This window comes from Streptomyces sp. NPDC048606 (genome assembly GCF_040650855.1).
Taxonomy (GTDB): Bacteria; Actinomycetota; Actinomycetes; order Streptomycetales; family Streptomycetaceae; genus Streptomyces.
The window spans coordinates 108,648-125,378 of sequence record NZ_JBEZIB010000005.1; the positions used below are offsets into that span (position 1 = coordinate 108,648).

Annotated in this window: 14 protein-coding genes; 4 read left to right on the forward strand and 10 right to left on the reverse strand. The window is 73.9% G+C overall.

All coding sequences use genetic code 11. The features are described 5' to 3' along the window. Positions 1-141: 141 nt before the first annotated feature. Both AB0D01_RS07605 and AB0D01_RS07610 read left to right on the forward strand, forming a co-directional pair. Positions 142-393: an SCO4226 family nickel-binding protein gene (locus AB0D01_RS07605; RefSeq protein WP_363054130.1), complete on the forward strand. Its 252-nt coding sequence runs from the start codon at positions 142-144 to the stop codon at positions 391-393. A gap of 244 nt (positions 394-637) precedes the next feature. Further along, positions 638-2,062, forward strand: a complete 1,425-nt coding sequence (locus AB0D01_RS07610) for a SpoIIE family protein phosphatase (RefSeq protein WP_363054131.1) — start codon at positions 638-640, stop codon at positions 2,060-2,062. Positions 2,063-2,179: 117 nt separating this feature from the next. Here AB0D01_RS07610 and AB0D01_RS07615 read toward each other — a convergent pair whose 3' ends face one another. Continuing rightward, positions 2,180-3,673, reverse strand: coding sequence for a hypothetical protein (locus AB0D01_RS07615; RefSeq protein ID WP_363054132.1), 1,494 nt, complete (start codon positions 3,671-3,673; stop codon positions 2,180-2,182). Positions 3,674-3,903: 230 nt separating this feature from the next. Between AB0D01_RS07615 and AB0D01_RS07620 the strand changes: the two genes are divergently transcribed. Together AB0D01_RS07620 and kstD are read left to right on the forward strand one after the other, a co-directional pair. Further along, the gene (locus AB0D01_RS07620) at positions 3,904-5,028 is read left to right on the forward strand and encodes an aminoglycoside phosphotransferase family protein (RefSeq protein ID WP_363054134.1); all 1,125 of its coding nucleotides are present in this window, start codon (positions 3,904-3,906) and stop codon (positions 5,026-5,028) included. Positions 5,029-5,254: 226 nt separating this feature from the next. Then, a complete protein-coding gene (gene kstD, locus AB0D01_RS07625) occupies positions 5,255-7,033 on the forward strand; it encodes a 3-oxosteroid 1-dehydrogenase (protein ID WP_363054135.1) in 1,779 nt (592 codons plus the stop codon). Between the two features lie 89 nt (positions 7,034-7,122). Here kstD and AB0D01_RS07630 read toward each other — a convergent pair whose 3' ends face one another. From AB0D01_RS07630 to AB0D01_RS07670, 9 genes are all read right to left on the reverse strand, one after another. After that, the gene (locus AB0D01_RS07630; protein ID WP_363054136.1) at positions 7,123-7,623 is read right to left on the reverse strand and encodes a hypothetical protein; all 501 of its coding nucleotides are present in this window, start codon (positions 7,621-7,623) and stop codon (positions 7,123-7,125) included. Positions 7,624-7,797: 174 nt separating this feature from the next. Continuing rightward, positions 7,798-8,646, reverse strand: coding sequence for a maleylpyruvate isomerase family mycothiol-dependent enzyme (locus tag AB0D01_RS07635; protein WP_363054137.1), 849 nt, complete (start codon positions 8,644-8,646; stop codon positions 7,798-7,800). Positions 8,647-8,713: 67 nt separating this feature from the next. Then, positions 8,714-11,431 carry an AAA family ATPase gene (locus AB0D01_RS07640; protein WP_363054138.1) on the reverse strand — a complete coding sequence of 906 codons (2,718 nt, stop codon included), beginning with the start codon at positions 11,429-11,431 and terminating at the stop codon, positions 8,714-8,716. Positions 11,432-11,532: 101 nt separating this feature from the next. Continuing rightward, the gene (locus AB0D01_RS07645) at positions 11,533-11,940 is read right to left on the reverse strand and encodes an ACT domain-containing protein (protein ID WP_363054139.1); all 408 of its coding nucleotides are present in this window, start codon (positions 11,938-11,940) and stop codon (positions 11,533-11,535) included. A gap of 81 nt (positions 11,941-12,021) precedes the next feature. Then, positions 12,022-12,261, reverse strand: coding sequence for a DUF397 domain-containing protein (locus AB0D01_RS07650; protein ID WP_363054140.1), 240 nt, complete (start codon positions 12,259-12,261; stop codon positions 12,022-12,024). Positions 12,262-12,474: 213 nt separating this feature from the next. Further along, positions 12,475-13,650 carry a thiolase domain-containing protein gene (locus tag AB0D01_RS07655; protein WP_363054141.1) on the reverse strand — a complete coding sequence of 392 codons (1,176 nt, stop codon included), beginning with the start codon at positions 13,648-13,650 and terminating at the stop codon, positions 12,475-12,477. Further along, a complete protein-coding gene (locus AB0D01_RS07660) occupies positions 13,647-14,717 on the reverse strand; it encodes a thiolase domain-containing protein (RefSeq protein ID WP_363054142.1) in 1,071 nt (356 codons plus the stop codon). The genes AB0D01_RS07655 and AB0D01_RS07660 overlap by 4 nt, the downstream gene beginning before the upstream one ends. Next, on the reverse strand, positions 14,717-15,679 hold the full coding sequence (locus AB0D01_RS07665; protein WP_363054143.1) for an OB-fold domain-containing protein: 963 nt from the start codon (positions 15,677-15,679) through the stop codon (positions 14,717-14,719). The genes AB0D01_RS07660 and AB0D01_RS07665 overlap by 1 nt, the downstream gene beginning before the upstream one ends. Before the next feature lie 180 nt (positions 15,680-15,859). Beyond that, complete coding sequence (locus AB0D01_RS07670) at positions 15,860-16,660, reverse strand: crotonase/enoyl-CoA hydratase family protein (protein ID WP_363054144.1); 801 nt, start codon at positions 16,658-16,660, stop codon at positions 15,860-15,862. Positions 16,661-16,731: the final 71 nt, after the last annotated feature.

A 16,731-nucleotide genomic window follows, 5' to 3' on the forward strand; every position in this document is an offset into this window, starting at 1 on the left:
GCCTCGTACACCCCGTCCGGGCGATCGAACGGACCGCCCGTGACGGCCGGTTTCCGGCCGGTCCTGCCGGTCCCCCGCCCGCGTTCGACCGAACCCCCCGCGAGGCGGACGATGGAGTGGACGGAAAGGAGGTGTGGCGAGATGGCCACCTTCATGGATGTGCACACGGGTATGAAGGGCATCACCGCCGACCAGCTGATGGAGGCGCACCGGGCGGACCTGGCGATCGAGGCCGAGGAGGGCGTGCACTTCAAGCAGGCCTGGGCCGACCCGGACTCGGGCACGGTCTACTGTCTGTCCGAGGGACCCTCCGCCGAGGCGGTGCGACGGATCCACGAGCGGACCGGACACCCCGCGGCCGAGATCCACCCGGTCCCGGTGAGCGTCTCCTGACGCCCGCACGCCCGCCCGCCGCGAGGGTAGCGGCACCCGGTCGGGCCCGTGGATGCGGGCCCGACCTCGGCTGACCGGATTCGTTCGCACAGGGACAAGCCGGACGGGGAGGCCCGGGGCATATGCCCCGAGCAAGAACGTTACGGATGTTGCCAAACGCCTTACAGGCCATCGCCCGCTGTGCAACAGTCGTAACCGGTCCTTCTTTCAGACCTGGCCGTGCCGCGCCTGTATCGGAGTCCTCATGCCCTCCCACCTGTACGCGGACCGTCCCGCGCAGCCGCCAGAGCCCGGGTCGGTGGACGCCCTGATCTCGCAGACCCGCCGGCTGCGCGGAGAAGTGGACGCGGTGCGCCGCGACACCGTCGTCGACGACGACGACGCCCAGGGCCGTTGGCAGCGGGCGCTGTGCGACCTGGCCGTCCACCACCTCGACGACCTGGGCCAGCACCTGGGCCAGCTCAAGGAGGGGCTTCCGCCCGTTCCCGACCGGGCGGAAGTGCCGCAGGCGCCCCCGGAGTCCGCGCCCGAGGACCGCCAGACCCGCGTCGGCAGCGCCGAGTGGAACCTGCTGACGGACGAGGTCACCTGGTCCGAGGAACTCTTCCAGATCTTCGGCCGCTCCCCCGAGTCCGGCCCGCTCCCCCTCGACGAACTGGGCTCCACCCTGTTCTCCGAGGACCAGCCGCTGCTCACCGCGATGGTGACCGACTGCCTGGTCGACGGGAAGCCGATAGACGGGGAGTTCAGGATCGTCCGGGCCGACGGCCGCGTCCGGACGCTCCACATGAGGGGCGAGCCGGTCCTCGACTCCGACGGCTGCACGGCCTCCATGTGGGCCGTGCTGCGGGACGTGAGCGAACTGCGCAGGAGCCAGCGGGCGGTGCGCGAGTCACGCGACTCGCTCCAGCGCCGGCGGGAGATCGCGCAGACGGAGCACCGGCTGGCGGTCGAACTGCAGGAAGCCGTGCTCCCCCCGTGGCGCGGCTCCCTGCGGTTCCCGCACGACCACGCGGGCGCGATGGACGTCGCCGCGCACTACCTCCCCTCCTCGACCAGCGCGCTCATCGGCGGCGACTGGTACGACGCCCTCGAACTCCCCGACGGGCGCTCCCTCCTGACGGTCGGCGACCTGACCGGACACGGGGTCACCGCCACCTCCGGGATGGCGATGATGCTCGGCGCCCTGCGCGGGATGGCCATGGCCGGCATCGAGCCGGGCCCCCTGATGGGGTGGCTCAACCAGTTGCTGGAGGCCTCCGTCCAGCCCGCCCTGGGCTCCGCCGTCTGCTGCCGCTACGACCCCGCCCGCCGCGTGCTCACCTGGGCGCAGGCCGGACACCCCGCGCCCCTGCTGTTCCGCCGGGGGCAGGGTCGCGCGCTGCAACCCCCCGAGGGCGTCCTGCTGGGGGCCACCTCCGGGGCGGCGTACGGGCAGGCCGAGGAACGGCTGGAGGAGGGCGACGTACTCGTCCTGTACACCGACGGACTCACCCCGCGCAGCATCGAGTTCAGCCGGGCCGACGCGACCGAGCGGCTCCTCGCCATGGCGCCCCGCCTCACCGTCGCGCGTTCGGCGCGGGACTGCGTGCGGATGGTGACGGAGGAGTTCGGCGAGAGCGAGCGCGAGGACGACGCGTGCGTGCTCGTCGCCCGGATCGGCGGCTGACTCCGGCACGGGCGGACGGTCGACGGGACGGTCGACCCGTCACCGGGATTCGAGGGCCGCGCCCCGCGGGGTGCGGCCCTCCTCGCGTTCCGGATGCGGTCTGCCGTCCGGAGCCACTCAGATCACCGCACCCCGCTCCAGCGGCGAAGGGCTGTTCGGGAGGGCCTGCTTGATCTCCTCGCGCAGGTCCTCGATGCGCGCGTAGCCGGCGTACTGGCCGGTGAGCCGGTACATCTCGCGCAGTCGGTCCCACGTGCGGTGGGAGGAGGTCTCGTTCATGGAGACCAGGGCCAACCGGGCGTAACGGTCGGCCTGTTCCGGGTCGTCCGCGATGAAGCAGGCCGACGCCATCGAGATGTAGTCGAAGATCTGCGAGCGCTGGTAGCCGTCGCCGCGCAGCCGCAGCGCCTCGCGGGCGTGGCGCGCGGCCACCGGCGCCGCCGAGGCGTCGTGGTCGGCGAGGGTCCGGTACGCCAGGGCCTGCATCCCGTGGAGGTCGGCCTCGTCGAAGTGCTGCATCCACGAGGGCGGCGGTACGTCGCCCTTGTCGGAGACGAACAGGTCCTCGGCCTCGCCCAGCGTGCGGCGCATGGCCTGCCCCTTGCCCATGGCGGCCTGCGCCCAGGCCTCGATGGTGTGCAGCATGGCGCGGGTGCGCGGCAGGGTCTGCTCGCCCGAACCGGACTTCGCGAGCTTCATCAGGTCCAGGGCCTCTCCCGGCTTGCCCAGGTGGACCATCTGGCGGGCGGCCCGGGACAGGGCCTCGCCGGCGCGCGGGCGGTCGCCGCCCTCGCGGGCCGCGTGCGCGGCGATGACGAAGTACTTCTGCGCGGTCGGTTCGAGGCCGACGTCGTGCGACATCCAGCCCGCCAGCACCGCCAGGTTGGCCGCCACCCCCCACAGCCGCCGCTGGAGGTGGTCGGGGTGGTGGTAGGCGAGCATGCCGCCCACCTCGTTGAGCTGGCCGACCACGGCCTTGCGCTGGAGTCCGCCGCCTCTGGACGCGTCCCAGGCGCGGAAGACCTCGACGGAACGCTCCAGGGCCTCGATCTCCTGGGAGCCGATGGGGGCGGCCTCGTAGCGGTCGTAACCCGCCGGATCGGCCTGGTAGGAGTCGCCGAAGCGCTGCGCGGGCACGCCCGCGGCGGGGTCGGTGTGCAGCCAGTCGTACATGGCGTTGCTGAGGACGGAGCCGGCGGTGAGCGCGGCTCCCGCGCCCATCAGACCGCGACGGTTGAGCATGAGGTCCATTCCCGTGAATTCGGTGAGGACCGCGGCTGTGCGTTCGGGCGCCCAGGGCACGCCGTCGGGGTTCTCCTTCGCCCCGTCCGGCTGCCTCTTGGTGGTGCGCCGCTGCCGTACGAACCCGAGGTCCTCGATGGTCACGACACGACCGAGCCGCTCGGTGAACAGTGCTGCCAGTACCGTGGGCACCGGCTCGCGCGGGGTCTCCCCCATGTCGATCCAGCGCCGCACCCGCGAGGTGTCGGTGGCCAGCTGGTGGTGGCCCATGGCGGCCGCCTGCCGGTTGACCATCCTCGCCAGTTCGCCCTTGGACCAGCCGGCCAGGCCGAACAGGTCGTTCAGACGGGTGTTTGGACCCTTGCTCACGTCAAGCCCCCAGGTTCTCGGCTGAGTTGACAGTAGCCCCCCGTCAGGTGACCGGGGACTATTCGCCAGGGTTCGCCAGGGCACGCCCGGTGGTTCGCCAGGGACCGCCGGGTGTCAGGTAGGAATGCGCCTCCCCGCCCCGGTCACCGGCGGAACTCCCCAGGGTGAAGTACGGGATCGGCGGGGTGGCGTACGCAACTCGTCGGCGCACGAAGGGAACCGTAAACGCCATGTACGCAGCAACGTCCTCCGTGTCCGCCCCGGTCCGGTCGCACCGCACGCTCCAGGCGGGCGGCGGCCCCTACCTCGAACCCGGACGCCCGACCCCTCCGGTGCAGGGCGCCGTGCGCTCCCGGCGGTTGCCGGGTGCCGGACCGCAGCCGCTGAGCGGAAGACTCGACCTGTCCGGCCCGCAGGGGGCGCAGTTGCGCACCGCGCTCGCGTCGGTCCAGCGGATCTGTCCGGAGTTCGCGCCGGTGCAAGTGCTGCGGCGCAGCGGCCGTTCGGTGCTGCTGGTGGGCACCACGGGTCGGACGACCGTCGTCGCGAAGGTTTTACTGGATCATTCGCCCGAGTGGCGCGAGCGGTACCGGCACGAAATAGCGACGTACCGGGCGTTCGTCCGGCACCGCCCGCCGGTCCGGGTGCCCCGGCTGATCGCCGCGGACCCGGAGAACTGCGTCCTGGTCGTGGAACGGATGGCGGGGCGGGTCGCGGCCCTTCAGCGGCATCCCGTCGAGACCCCGCCGAGGCCTGACGTGCGGACGGCACTGGGCGCCGTGTGCCGGGTCAACCAGTGGCGACCGCCGGCGGAGCTGTTCGGCCAGCCGGTGGACTACGCCCGTCGGATCACGCGGGACCACGAGCTGGGGCTGCTGACCGACCGGGACTTCGGCGACCTCCAGAAGCTGCTGCACGGGGTGCGGGTGGCGGGGACTCCGTGGCAGTTCAACCACGGTGACGCGCTGCTGTCGAACCTGTTGCTCTCCCCCGCCGGGCCGGTGCTCCTCGACTGGGAACACGCGGGCTGGTACCTGCCGGGCTACGACCTGGCCACGCTGTGGGCGGTCCTGGGTGACGCGCCGGCGGCACGCGCCCAGATCAGCCGGCTCGCCCAGTCGGCGGGCCCGGTGGCCCGGGACGCCTTCCTGGTGAACCTGATGCTGGTGCTGACGAGGGAGATCCGGATGTCCGAGACGGCGGTGCAGCGCTCGATGCTGGCCACCGCCCCCGACCGGCCGTTGCCCGTGGGGGCCCTGTCCTGCGGGGAGGAACAGCGCCTGCTGCTGCGCCGCCTGCACGACGACGCCGGGATGGCCCGCAGGGCGGTCCGGGCGGCCGTCGGCACCCGCTGACCCCCTCCTCGCCCAGCGATCCCGTGGCCCGCACGCGTCCCGTGCGGGCCACGGGCGTTTTCGCATGCGCGCGCCACGGCTCCGGGCGCCCGCGCCGCGCCGGCGCCGCGCTCGCGGGGGTGGCGCGCGGGCCTTGACATCACATGATCCCCCGAACACCTTTTCTGACTCGGCATCAGAATTGCTGGCGCCGTCCCCTTCTCGCCCGAGCGGTTGGAGCCTGCCCATGACCGAGAGTCCGGATCGCGCCCGCCCCGCCCTGCCGTCCCGTCGGACGGTGCTCGCCGGAACGGGGGCCGGGGTGCTCGCCGCCGGCCTGTTGCCCGGCGCCGTCGCGCGGGCGGCCGACGGCCCGCTCGGCGAGTACGACGTGGTGGTGGTCGGCTCGGGCGCCGCGGGGATGACCGCCGCGCTGACCGTCGCGAAGCGGGGGCTCAGCGTGCTGGTGGTCGAGAAGGCGCCGACCTTCGGCGGTTCGGCCGCCCGCTCGGGGGCCGGCATCTGGCTGCCGAACAATTCGGTGATCCTCGGGGCGGGCGTTCCGGACACCCCGGAGAAGGCGGAGCGGTACCTGGAGGCGGTGGTCGGCCCGGAGGTGCCGGCGGACCGGCGTCGGGCCTTCCTGGCCAACGGGCCGCGGATGCTGGACTTCGTCATGGCGAACAGTCCGCTGAGGTTCCGGTTCATGGACGGCTACAGCGACTACTACCCGAACCTGCCGGGCGGGCTGCCGAACGGCCGCTCCATCGAGCCGGACCAGATCGACGGCAACATCCTGGGCGCCGAACTGGCGCGGCTGAACCCGGCCTACATGCCGGTTCCGGCCGGGATGGTGGTGTTCAGCCAGGACTACAAGTGGCTCAACCTGGCGGCCGTGAGCGCGCGGGGTCTCGCGGTGTCCACCGAGTGCCTCGCGCGCGGGACGAAAGCCGCCCTGCGCGGGGAGAAGCCACTGACGATGGGTCAGGCCCTGGCCGCGGGGCTGCGGGCGGGCCTGCTGCGGGCCGGCGTTCCGGTGTGGCTGAACAGCCCGCTGGTGGACCTGGTGCGGGAGGCGGGCGCGGTGACCGGGGTCGTGGTGGAGAAGGAGGGCGTACGGGGCGTCGTACGGGCCCGCAAGGGGGTGGTCATCGGCTCGGGCGGGTTCGAGCACAACGCGGAGATGCGCGAGCGGTACCAGCAGCAGCCGATCGGCACGCAGTGGTCGGTGGGCGCGAAGGAGAACACCGGGGACGGCATCCGGGCCGGCGAACGGGCGGGCGCGGCGCTGGCGTTGATGGAGGACGCCTGGTGGGGTCCGTCGATCCCGCTGCCCGGGGAACCGTACTTCTGTCTGGCGGAGCGGACCCTGCCGGGCGGCCTGATCGTGAACCGGGCGGGGACCCGGTTCGTGAACGAGGCCGCGCCGTACAGCGACGTGGTGCACGTGATGTACGAGAAGGACCGCGCGGCGGCGGGTTCGCACATCCCGGCCTGGCTGATCGTGGATCAGAACTACCGCAACAAGTACCTGTTCAAGGACATCCTCCCGATGCTGCCCTTCCCGGAGGCCTGGTTCGAGTCGGGAGCGGCGCGCAAGGCCTGGACCTGGGACGCGCTGGCGGGGCAGATCGGGGTGCCTGCGGGCGCCCTGCGGGCCACCCTCAACCGGTTCAACGCGCAGGCGTGGAACGGGACGGACACCGACTTCCGCCGGGGGGACACGGCGTACGACCACTACTACACGGACCCGAACGTACAGCCGAACTCGTGTCTGGCGCCGATCTGGGCGCCCCCGTTCTACGCCTTCCGGATCGTCCCCGGGGACCTCGGGACGAAGGGCGGGATCGTCACGGACGCGCGGGCCCGCGCGCTGCGGGAGGACGGCTCCGTGATCCGCGGCCTGTGGGCGGCGGGGAACGCGAGCGCGGCCGTGATGGGCCACAGCTACGCGGGCGCCGGCTCGACGATCGGGCCCGCGATGACGTTCGGCTACGTGGCGGCGAACGACATCGCGGACGCGTAGCGCCGGGTCGGATCGTCTACGGTGCGGACCCCCGCCCGGCGGCGCGGGCGGGGTGGCGGACGGCGGCGGGTCGGTGTCCCGGCCGCCGGTCAGCCCTGCTGGAACAGCTCGGCGGGGAGCGGCTTCAGGAGCGCGTACAGGTCGTCGGTGATCGGCCGGTCCCAGCTGGCGATCGTCACGAGGACGTTGTCGCTGCGGTCGAACTGCACGCAGGAGATCCGGCTCTCGGAGAGCTTGATCTTGCGGACGATGAGGAGGTTGTCGCCCTGCATGACGGGGCAGTCCTCGGCTCCGGTGACCTCGACGTCCTCGTCGTTCTCCAGGGCGGCGAGGAGCTGGGCCACCTCGAAGGGGACCTCGCCGTCGGCGAGGTCGCGGGCCGGGGATCCCTCGGGGAGGTTTCCGATGATCATCGCGGGGCCGCGACCGCCGAAGAGGTCGTAGCGCAGGAAGACGCCTTGGCAGCTGCCGTCGGCGGCGGGCAGCAGCCCGGCTCCGAGGTTGCCCGGCCAGTCCCCCGGGTCCATGGCCAGGACGTCGAAGTCCGGGCCGGCGGGTGTGGCGGCGCGGTGGCGGCGGAGGAAGGACATGCCGCCATGGTACGTGGCCGCGCGGCCTTTCCGACGCGGGGGCCGGCCTGCGCCGCGCACAACCGGAGGGGCCGCGCGGCGGGCCGGCGGCCCGGCGATCCGCCCGTACGGGGTGCTCCTCGGGGCTGCTCCTTACGGGTGAGCGAGGGGCCTGCCCCGCGGCGGACGCCCTGGTCAGACGGGAGGGACCAGGGTGAACCAGTGGTCCGCGAGCGTCGGGTCGCCGGTGAGGCGGAGCCGGTCGGCGGGCCGTCGTTGCCAGAGGAACAGCATCAGGTCGGAGGCGGTGCCCGCGAGCTCCAGGGGGACGGGGCCGTCGTCCGCGGGGGTGGAGCGGACCTCGTCACCGCGGAACTCCACCGTCCAGAGGTGGGGGCCGTCGGTGCGGCGGAAGCGGTAGCGCTCCCCCGTGCCGGGCGGGGCCTGCGTCCAGCCGCGGCGGGCGGGGGCCATCACCTCGAACGTCTGGGCGACGGCGTCCGCCGCGAGGTCGGGGTCGAAGGGGGCGGGCGGTGCGGTGACCGCTTCGGCGTCCCAGCGGTGGACGGCCTGCTCGATGGTCTGCATCCGCAGCCAGAAGCCGCTGGTGCGCTCGGGGGACCAGCTCCAGACCGGGACGTGGGGGCCGAGTCCTTCCAGGGTGTCGGCCAGGTTCCGGGCCGCGTCGGCGGACCAGTCGAGGAGCGGGGCCGGCACGGGCGCCGTGGTGGGGGTCCGCCCGGGCACGGGCCAGTCGGCCATGGCGAGGGGGTCGGCGGGGTCGACCGGGAGGTCGTAGAGGGAGGGGTCGGTGGGGTCTGCGGGGGGTTCGGCGAGCCGTTCGCGCAGGACGTGGGTGAGGAAGCGCTGGACGCCGCCGAGGTGCCCGATGAGGTCGGAGACCGACCAGCCGGGGCAGGACGGCACCATCGGCGGTCGGCGCCCGGGATCGACCGCCCGCCGGACGGCCTTCTCGAACGCCGCCGCCTCGGCGCGGAACAGGCCGACGCGGGCGGGGTGGTCCAGGTGTTCCGAGTGATCCATACGGGCACCCTGCCCCGTGACCGCTGGAGCCGCGCCGGGTTGAGCCGGCGGCGAACGGATGCGAATCCTAGGGGGTCACGGGGCGCGGGGTGCGGGAGTGTTCGGCGGGCGCGGGGGGTGCGTCGTCGGAGGGCAGGGGGCCGCCGAGGCCGATGAGCTGTTCGGTGAGGCCGGCGGTGAGCGCGTCGGCCCCGCAGGTGCGGGCGGTGAGCAGGGCGCGGGTGAGGGTGGAGGCGTCGCGCAGTTCCGTGCCGAGGGCGCCCAGGGCGCGGGCCAGTTCGTAGCCGGCCGGGGAGGACTCCAGCTGGTTGACGGCCTCCCACAGCAGCGGGACGCGGTCCTGCGGTTCGGCGACCTCGGCCGCGACGCGCAGGGCCTGCCCGATCGCGGAGGGCGCCCCGAAGGCGCGGGCCCGGCGGAGGGCTTCGGCGGCGAGCTCGCGGGCCCTGGCGGGGTCCTCGGGGGCCACCGCGCGGGCGAGCAGCAGCCGCCAGGGGCACCAGGCCGGGTTCTGGATGCCGCGCGGGGTCAACCGTCGCTCCACGGCCTCCAGTTCGACGGCGGCGGACTTGCGGTCGCCGAGGGCGAGAAGCAGTTCGGCGTAGACCGTCTGGGAGTCGGGGAAGACGACGGCCGCGGGGAAGGGCTCCCCGTACTCGTGCTCCTGGGCCAGTCCCCAGGCCTCGTCGACGCGGCCCCGGGCGATGAGGGTGGTGACGAGGATGGCGATGGCGTACCAGTGCACGGGCGTACGGCGACCCACGCGCTCGGCGAGTCGCAGGCCGGCGCGGGCGAGTTCCTCGGCCTCGACGAGCCGTCCGCGCCGGTAGCGGATGTAGGCGCGCAGGCTGTAGGCGAAGGAGAGGTGGGCGCCGTGCCAGCCCTGGCGTTCGAACTCGGCGGTGCCGGCCTCGAAGAGTTCCTCGGCGCGGCCGGGCCGGTCGGCGTACATGTGGACCATCGCGGCCAGGACCGGGACCTCGAAGCCCCGGTCGGCGTGGGCCCAGCTGAAGGGGGTCTCCAGGACCCGGTCGGCGTGGTGGAGGACCACGTCGAGGTTCTCGCCGCGCAGGCAGGCGTCCCAGGCGCGCAGGCCGATGACGTAGCGCTCGGTGAGGTCGCGGCCGGTGAGGTGGTCGGCGAGTTTGGCCAGGCGGCGGGAGCGGGCCGGGGAGTCGGGTTCGGCGGCGTCGAAGGCGTCCCACATGAACTGTTCGGACTGCAGGCGCAGTCGGGCCCGGGCGTCCTGGGTGTGCGGTATCTCGCGGGCGAGCAGGTCGGAGGCCTCGCGGAGGTGGTCGCTGTGGGCGAGGACCTGGGCGAGGCGGATGACGATGCCCTGGCGCAGGGCCGGGTCCTCGACGGGTTCGGCGAGGGCGGCCCGCAGGTGGTTGACGGTGTTGGCGGGTTCGGTGAGCAGGGAGGCGCAGCCGAGTTCGTAGAGGACGGCGGCGCGTTCGTCGAAGTCCGGGGGCTCCTGGAGTGCGCGGGCCAGTTGTCTGCGGGCGGCCTCCGGGGCGCCGGAGCGGAGGTTCTCGGCGGCGGCCTCGCGCAGGGTGCGCACCACCCAGGGGTCGTTCTCGGGCTGGGTCTCCAGGAGGTGGCGGGCGGCGGCCGCGGAGCCGAGCCCGGCGTCGACGACGGCGGCCGCGGTCCTGCCGTGGAGGGCGACGCGCAGGGCGTCGGGGATGGCGCGGTAGATGGCGGTGGCGATGAGGGGGTGGACGAACTCCAGTCCGCCCTCCTCCTCGTCCGCGGGGCCGGCCAGGATGCGGGCGGCCCAAAGGCGGCGCATGGCGTCGGTGGCCTCCTGGGCGCCGAGTCCGGCGACGCGGGCGGCGATCTCGCGGGGTATGGCGGTGCCGAGGACGGCACAGGCCCAGGCGAAGCGGACGGTGGAGGGGCCGAGGCTGTGGAGGCGGGCGACGAGGCCGCTGCCGCGCTGGGCGGCGGCGAGGTCGCGCAGGAGCGGGGCGCTGGCCTCGGTGGGGTCGAGGCCCTTGGCCCGGACCTTGGCGGTGAGCTCGACGGCCTCGAAGGGGTTGCCGGTGGTGACGGCCCAGGCCTCGCGGCAGAAGGCGTCCTCGGCGTGGTCCCCGACGGCCTCGCGGACGAGGGTGGACACGGCCTCCGCGCTCAGCGGGGCGAGGGTGAGCGGGCGCCGTCCGGCGCGGCCGGGCAGGGTGCGGAAGGCCTCCGCGTGCGCCGGGAGTTCGTCGGGGCGGTAGGCGACGACGAGGAGCAGCGGGAGGTTTTCGGCGCGCGGGGCGAAGGCGGCGAGCCATTCGAGGGATTCGGGGTCGGCCCAGTGGGCGTCGTCGAGGACGAGGACGACGGGAGGGCGTTGCACGATGAGGTGGGTGAGCACCCAGTCGAGTCCGTCGCGCAGTCCCTGGGGGTCGGGTGCGGCGCCCTGTTCGGGGGCGCAGAGGCCGAGGGCGGGGCCGACGATGGCGTACCAGCCGCCGAGGGCGGCGCGCAGGTCGGCCTCGGGGCGGCCGGCGAGCTGGGGTTGGATCAGTTGGCGGGCCACGTGGAAGGGCTGGCTCTGCTCCTGTTCGCCGCCGCGTGCGGCGAGGAGGGTGCAGTTGCGGGCGAGGGTGCGGCGGCGCACTTCGGCGAGGAGCGTGGTCTTGCCCAGTCCGGCCGGGCCGGAGAGCGCGAGCAGCCCTCCGCCGGCCTCGGGTCCGGGCTCGGTGAGCCGGTCCAGGGCCTCGTCGACGGCGACGAGTTCGGCTTCGCGTTCGAAGATCGTGCGCCGTGTGCGGGTCCGTCGATCCGTCATGGCTGGTACCCCCCACGCCTGTTCGGGGCATCAGCGTACGCCCGCGTGCGCGCCGGTGAGGGGTTGAGGTCGGGAAAGATCGGAATGTTTTCCGGATTTCGCTATTCAGTCGAACGGATGGCCAGTCGCTCCAGTACCGCGACCGCCTCGGCGGCCCGTTCCTCGGGCACGAAGAGGTGGTCGTGGTGGTAGCCGGCGATGACGTTGCAGCTGAGGCCGTGGGCGGCGAGTTCGGCGGCGAAGGCGCCGGTGAGGCCGACGGCGTCGAGGGCGGAGTGGACGCGCAGGGTGATCCAGCCCGCGGTGTAGGCGTAAGCGAGGCCGGCGGCGTCGGCTTCCTCCCGGCGCAGGACCAGGGTGCGGCCCTCGGCCTCCAGGACGGTGGCGACGGGGTCGAGCCCGGTCGGCAGGGGGGCGCCGGCGGGGAGGGTGCAGAAGACGTAGCTGCCGTCGTTCAGCTCGGGGCGCATGCCGCTCAGCAGTTTCCGCAGGTCACGTTCTCCGCTCATGCCCCCACCCTACGCGGCGGCCCCGGAGACGGCGGGGTGTGCCCGCCCGGCGGGCCGGGCGGGCACACTGGGGGGCCGGCGTCAGGTGCGGTCGTACGTGCCCCCGCCGGCGTTCAGGACGAACCTGCGCCAGCCGCCCGGTGCGAAGACCAGCGACGGGCCGTCCGGACGCTCCGCGTTGCGCATCGCGATGAACCCCTCGACGAAGGCGATCTGGACGTCGCCCGCCTCGCCGCTGCCCGGCCTCCAGTCCGCCCCGCTGAGATCGAGCGTCCTGCGGCTCCAGGCGGCGAAGGGTCGCGAAACCATGCTCTCGGCCACGTGCGTGCTCCTCCCGGTACGTCGTCCGGGGGCCCAGGGTAGCCATCGCGGGCGGTGTCGGACAGGGCACGGTGCGTCACCCCGGCGGGTGGGGCGTCGGGGTGGCGCACGGCCGCGTTCGGGTGGCCGATCGGGCGCCCTTCGGGTGGTCCTTCGGGTGGCCGCCCGGGCGATCCTTCGGGTGGTCCCTCAGGTGCTCCCTCAGGTGGTCCCTCAGGTGGTCGGCGGTTCGGCGCCGACCAGCCACATGGCGAAGAACTGGGCCCCGCCGCCGTAGGCGTGGCCCACGGCCCGGCGGGCATCCGGGATCTGGTGTTCCCCGGCCCCGCCGCGGACCTGGAGGGCGGCCTCCGCGAAGCGGATCATGCCGGAGGCGCCGATCGGGTTGGTGGACAGGACGCCTCCGGAGGGGTTGACCGGCAGGTCCCCGTCGAGTTCTGTGACCCCGGCCTCGGTGAGCTTCCAGCCCTCGCCCTCCTCCGCGAATCCGAGGTTCTCCAGCCACATGGGCTCGTACCAGGAGAAGGGGACGTACATCTCGACGGCGTCGATCTCCCGGCGCGGGTCGGTGACGCCGGCCTGCCGGTAGACGTCGGCGGCGCAGTCCTTGCCCGCCCGCGGGGAGACGAAGTCCTTGCCGGCGAAGAGCGTCGGTTCGCTGCGCATGGCCCCGCCGTGCAGCCAGGCGGGGGGCCGGGGGGCGCGGGCGGCGCCCGCCCGGTCGGTGAGGACCATCGCGCAGGCGCCGTCGGAGGAGGGGCAGGTCTCGGAGTAGCGGATGGGGTCCCACAGCATGGGCGAGGCCTGGACCTTCTCCAGGGTGATGTCGTGCTCGTGGAGGTGCGCGTAGGGGTTCTTCAGCGCGTTGCGGCGGTCCTTGTAGGCGACGAGCGAGCCGACGGTGTCGGGGGCGCCGGTGCGCCGCATGTACGCGCGCACGTGCGGGGCGAAGAACCCGCCGGCGCCCGCGAGCAGCGGCTGTTGGAAGGGGACGGGCAGGGACAGGCCCCACATGGCGTTGGACTCGGACTGCTTCTCGAAGGCGAGGGTGAGGACGGTGCGGTGGACGCGGGCGGCGACGAGGTTCGAGGCGACCAGCGCCGTGGAACCGCCGACCGAGCCGGCCGTGTGGACGCGGAGCATCGGTTTGCCGACGGCGCCGAGGGCGTCGGCGAGGTACAGCTCCGGCATCATCACCCCCTCGAAGAAGTCGGGGGCCTTGCCGATGACGACGGCGTCGATGTCCGTCCAGGTCAGTTCGGCGTCGGCGAGGGCGCGGGCGGCGGCCTCGCGGACCAGGCCGGCGATGGACACGTCGTGGCGGGCGGCGACGTGTTTGGTCTGGCCGATCCCGACGACGGCGACGGGCTCCTTGCCCGATGTGCTCATGCTCGGTCCCCTTCCAGGACGGCGACCAGGTTCTGCTGGAGGCAGGGGCCGGAGGTGGCGTGGGCGACGGCCCGGTCGGAGGCGCCCCGGTGGATCCGGGCGGCGGCCTCGCCGATGCGGATGAGGCCGGCGGCCATCATCGGGTTGGCGGCGAGCGCCCCGCCGGACGGGTTGACGTCGACCTCGTCGCCGAGGCCGAGGGCCCTGCGCAGGACGACCTCCTGGGAGGTGAACGGGGCGTGCAGTTCGGCCGTGTCCACCGGGGCGTCGAAGAGTCCGGCGCGTTCGGCGGCCAGCCGGGTGGACGGGGAGTCAGTGAGGTCGCGCAGGCCCAGGCCGTGCGCCTCGATGCGGTGGTCGATGCCGGTGATCCACGCGGGGCGCGCGCACAGCCTGCGCGCGGTGTCGCCGGCGGCCAGGACGATCGCGGCCGCGCCGTCGCCGACGGGCGGGCAGTCGCCGGTGCGCAGCGGGGCGACCTCGTGTCCGCCGCGCCGTGGCGCCCCGCGCAGTTGGGCGTGCGGGTTGTCGGCGGCGGCGGCCAGGCTGCGGGCGCCGATCGCGGCGAGGGCGTCCTCGTCGGTGTGGCCGGCGTCGATCAGGGCGCGGGCCTGGAGCGCGGCGAGGGCGACCGCGTCGGGCCACAGGGGGGCGACGTAGTAGGGGTCGAGCTGGCGGGTGAGGACGTCGCGCAGGGAGCCCGGGGAGGACTTCCCGTAGGAGTAGACGAGCGCGGTGTCGGCCTCCCCCGTCTGGATCTTGACCCAGGCCTCGTAGAGGGCCCAGGCTCCGTCCATCTCGACGTGGGACTCGGAGATCGGCGGCCAGGCGCCGACGCCGTCGAGGGTCATGGTGAAGGAGAAGGCGCGGCCCGCGAGGTAGTCGCTGGAGCCGGAGCAGGTGAAGCCGATCTCGCCGGCCTTCAGTCCGGTCCGGTCCAGCACCTCGTGCAGGACCGGCATGACCATTTCCACTTCGCTGAGTTCGTCGGTGCGGCGCAGGTGGTCGCTCTGCGCGAACGCGACGACGGCGACCTCGCGGGCGGGTCCGGTGGCGGTCGGGGGCATCAGATGAGCTCCTTGTACGCGTCGTAGTCCGCGTCCGGCTCGCCGGTGGGGCGGTAGTGGTCGGGGTGGCGGCCGCCCTCGGTCCACACCGGTTCGACGCGCAGGCCCATGCGGACCCGGTCGTACGGGATGCCGCCGATCCGGGCGTGGAGGGCGAGGTCGGCGCCGTCGAGGGCGATGTGGGCGTAGACGTAGGGGACTTCGATGTCCAGGTTCCTGGCCTTGATGTTGACGATGCAGAAGGTGGTGACGGTGCCGGCCGGTCCGACCTCGACCCGGTCGGTGGTGGCGACGCCGCAGGTGGGGCAGGCGCCGCGGGGAGGGACGTACACCTTGTGGCAGGAGGGGCAGCGCTCCCCGACGGTGCGGTGCTCGGCGAGGGCGTTGATGTAGGCGGTCTGGGACCGGCCGGGGCTGTAGGTGTAGTCGAGGCGCGCCTCGGCGACGATGCCGGTGACGGGGTCGGCGAAGCGGCCCTCGTGCGGGGCGGCGGCGCGTCCGGGGGGCTCCTCGGCGTCGGGCTCGAAGCAGGCGATGTCGGTGATGGCGCCGGTGCGTTCGGCGGCCCAGCGGATCCGGACCCGCATGCCGGTGGTGACGGCTTCGGGGCCGGGGGCGTCGAGGGCGTGCAGGATCGCGGTGTCGGCGCCGTCGAGTCGGACCAGGGCCCAGGCGAAGGGGGTGTCGAGGGGCTGGTGGGGGCGGGGGGCGCCGTTCCAGGCCCAGGTGGTGACGGTGCCGGTGGGGGCGACCTCGACGAGTTCGCGGATCTCCTCGGCGGTGACGGGGTCGTACTCGACGGGCGGGACCATCACCCGGCCGTCGCCGGTCCTGACGCCGAGGACGACGCGTTCGCGCAGCCCGGTGAGGAAGGCGCTCTGGACGGGCCCGAGCGAGCGGGTGAAGGGGAACTCTACGACGAGAGGCGCGCGGAGCACCTCGGGTGGGGGCGCGGCGGTCACGGTGGTCTCCGATGCTCGATGCGGGTGCCGTGCGGGGGGGGGCGGGGCGCGTGCGGGGGCGCCGGTGCGGGGCGGTGCCGTGCGGGGGTGCGGGGGTGCCGTGCGGGGCGGTCCCCGGCGGGATCGCGTGCGGGGTGCGGGGCGGGCGCGGCGGCGTCGCGGGGCGGGGCGGGGCGGGCGTCAGGCCCGGCGGTAGACCGGCGGGCGCTTCTCGGCGAAGGCCCGCGCCCCCTCCTTCGCGTCGGCGGTGTCGAAGACGGGCCACCCGCGCGCCAGTTCGGAGGCGAGGCCGTCGGTCTCGGTCATCCCGGCGGTCTCGTACACCGAGGCCTTGACGGCCTCGACGGCCAGCGGCCCGCACGCGTTGATCCGTTCGGCGATCTCCAGGGCGGCCTCCAGGGCCGTCCCCTCGGGCACCACCCGTCCCACCAGGCCGATCCGCGCGGCCTCCTCGGCGTCGTAGGGGCGGCCGGTGAGCAGCATCTCCAGCGCGTGCGTGCGCGGGATCTGGCGGGGCAGGCGGACGGTGGAACCGCCGATCGGGAACAGGCCCCGCCTGACCTCGAACAGTCCGAAGGTGGCGCCGGCGCCGGCGACGCGGATGTCCGTGCCCTGGAGGATCTCGGTCCCGCCCGCCACGCAGTAGCCCTCCACGGCGGCGATGACCGGCTTGCGCGGCCGGTGGTGGCGCAGCATGGCCTTCCAGTGGAGGTCGGGGTCGGCCTTGAGCCGGTCCCGATAGTGGTCGCCCGCCATGCCCCCGCCGGCGAGCGCCTTGAGGTCCATGCCGGCGCAGAAGTCGCCGCCCGCGCCCGTCAGGACCACGGAGCGGACCGTGTCGTCCGCGTCCGCTTCGAGCCAGCCGTCGTGGAGCCCCACCAGCAGGGGAAGCGAGAGCGCGTTCTTCGCCTCCGGCCTGTTCATGGTGAGTACCAGCGTGGCGCCCCGGCGCTCCACGGTCAGGTGTTCCGTCCCACCCATTGCCGTCCTCCCGTCTCAAGACCTAGAACAGGTTGCAGGAGGGGAGGGTGCAGTTCAAGAGTTTCCTGACA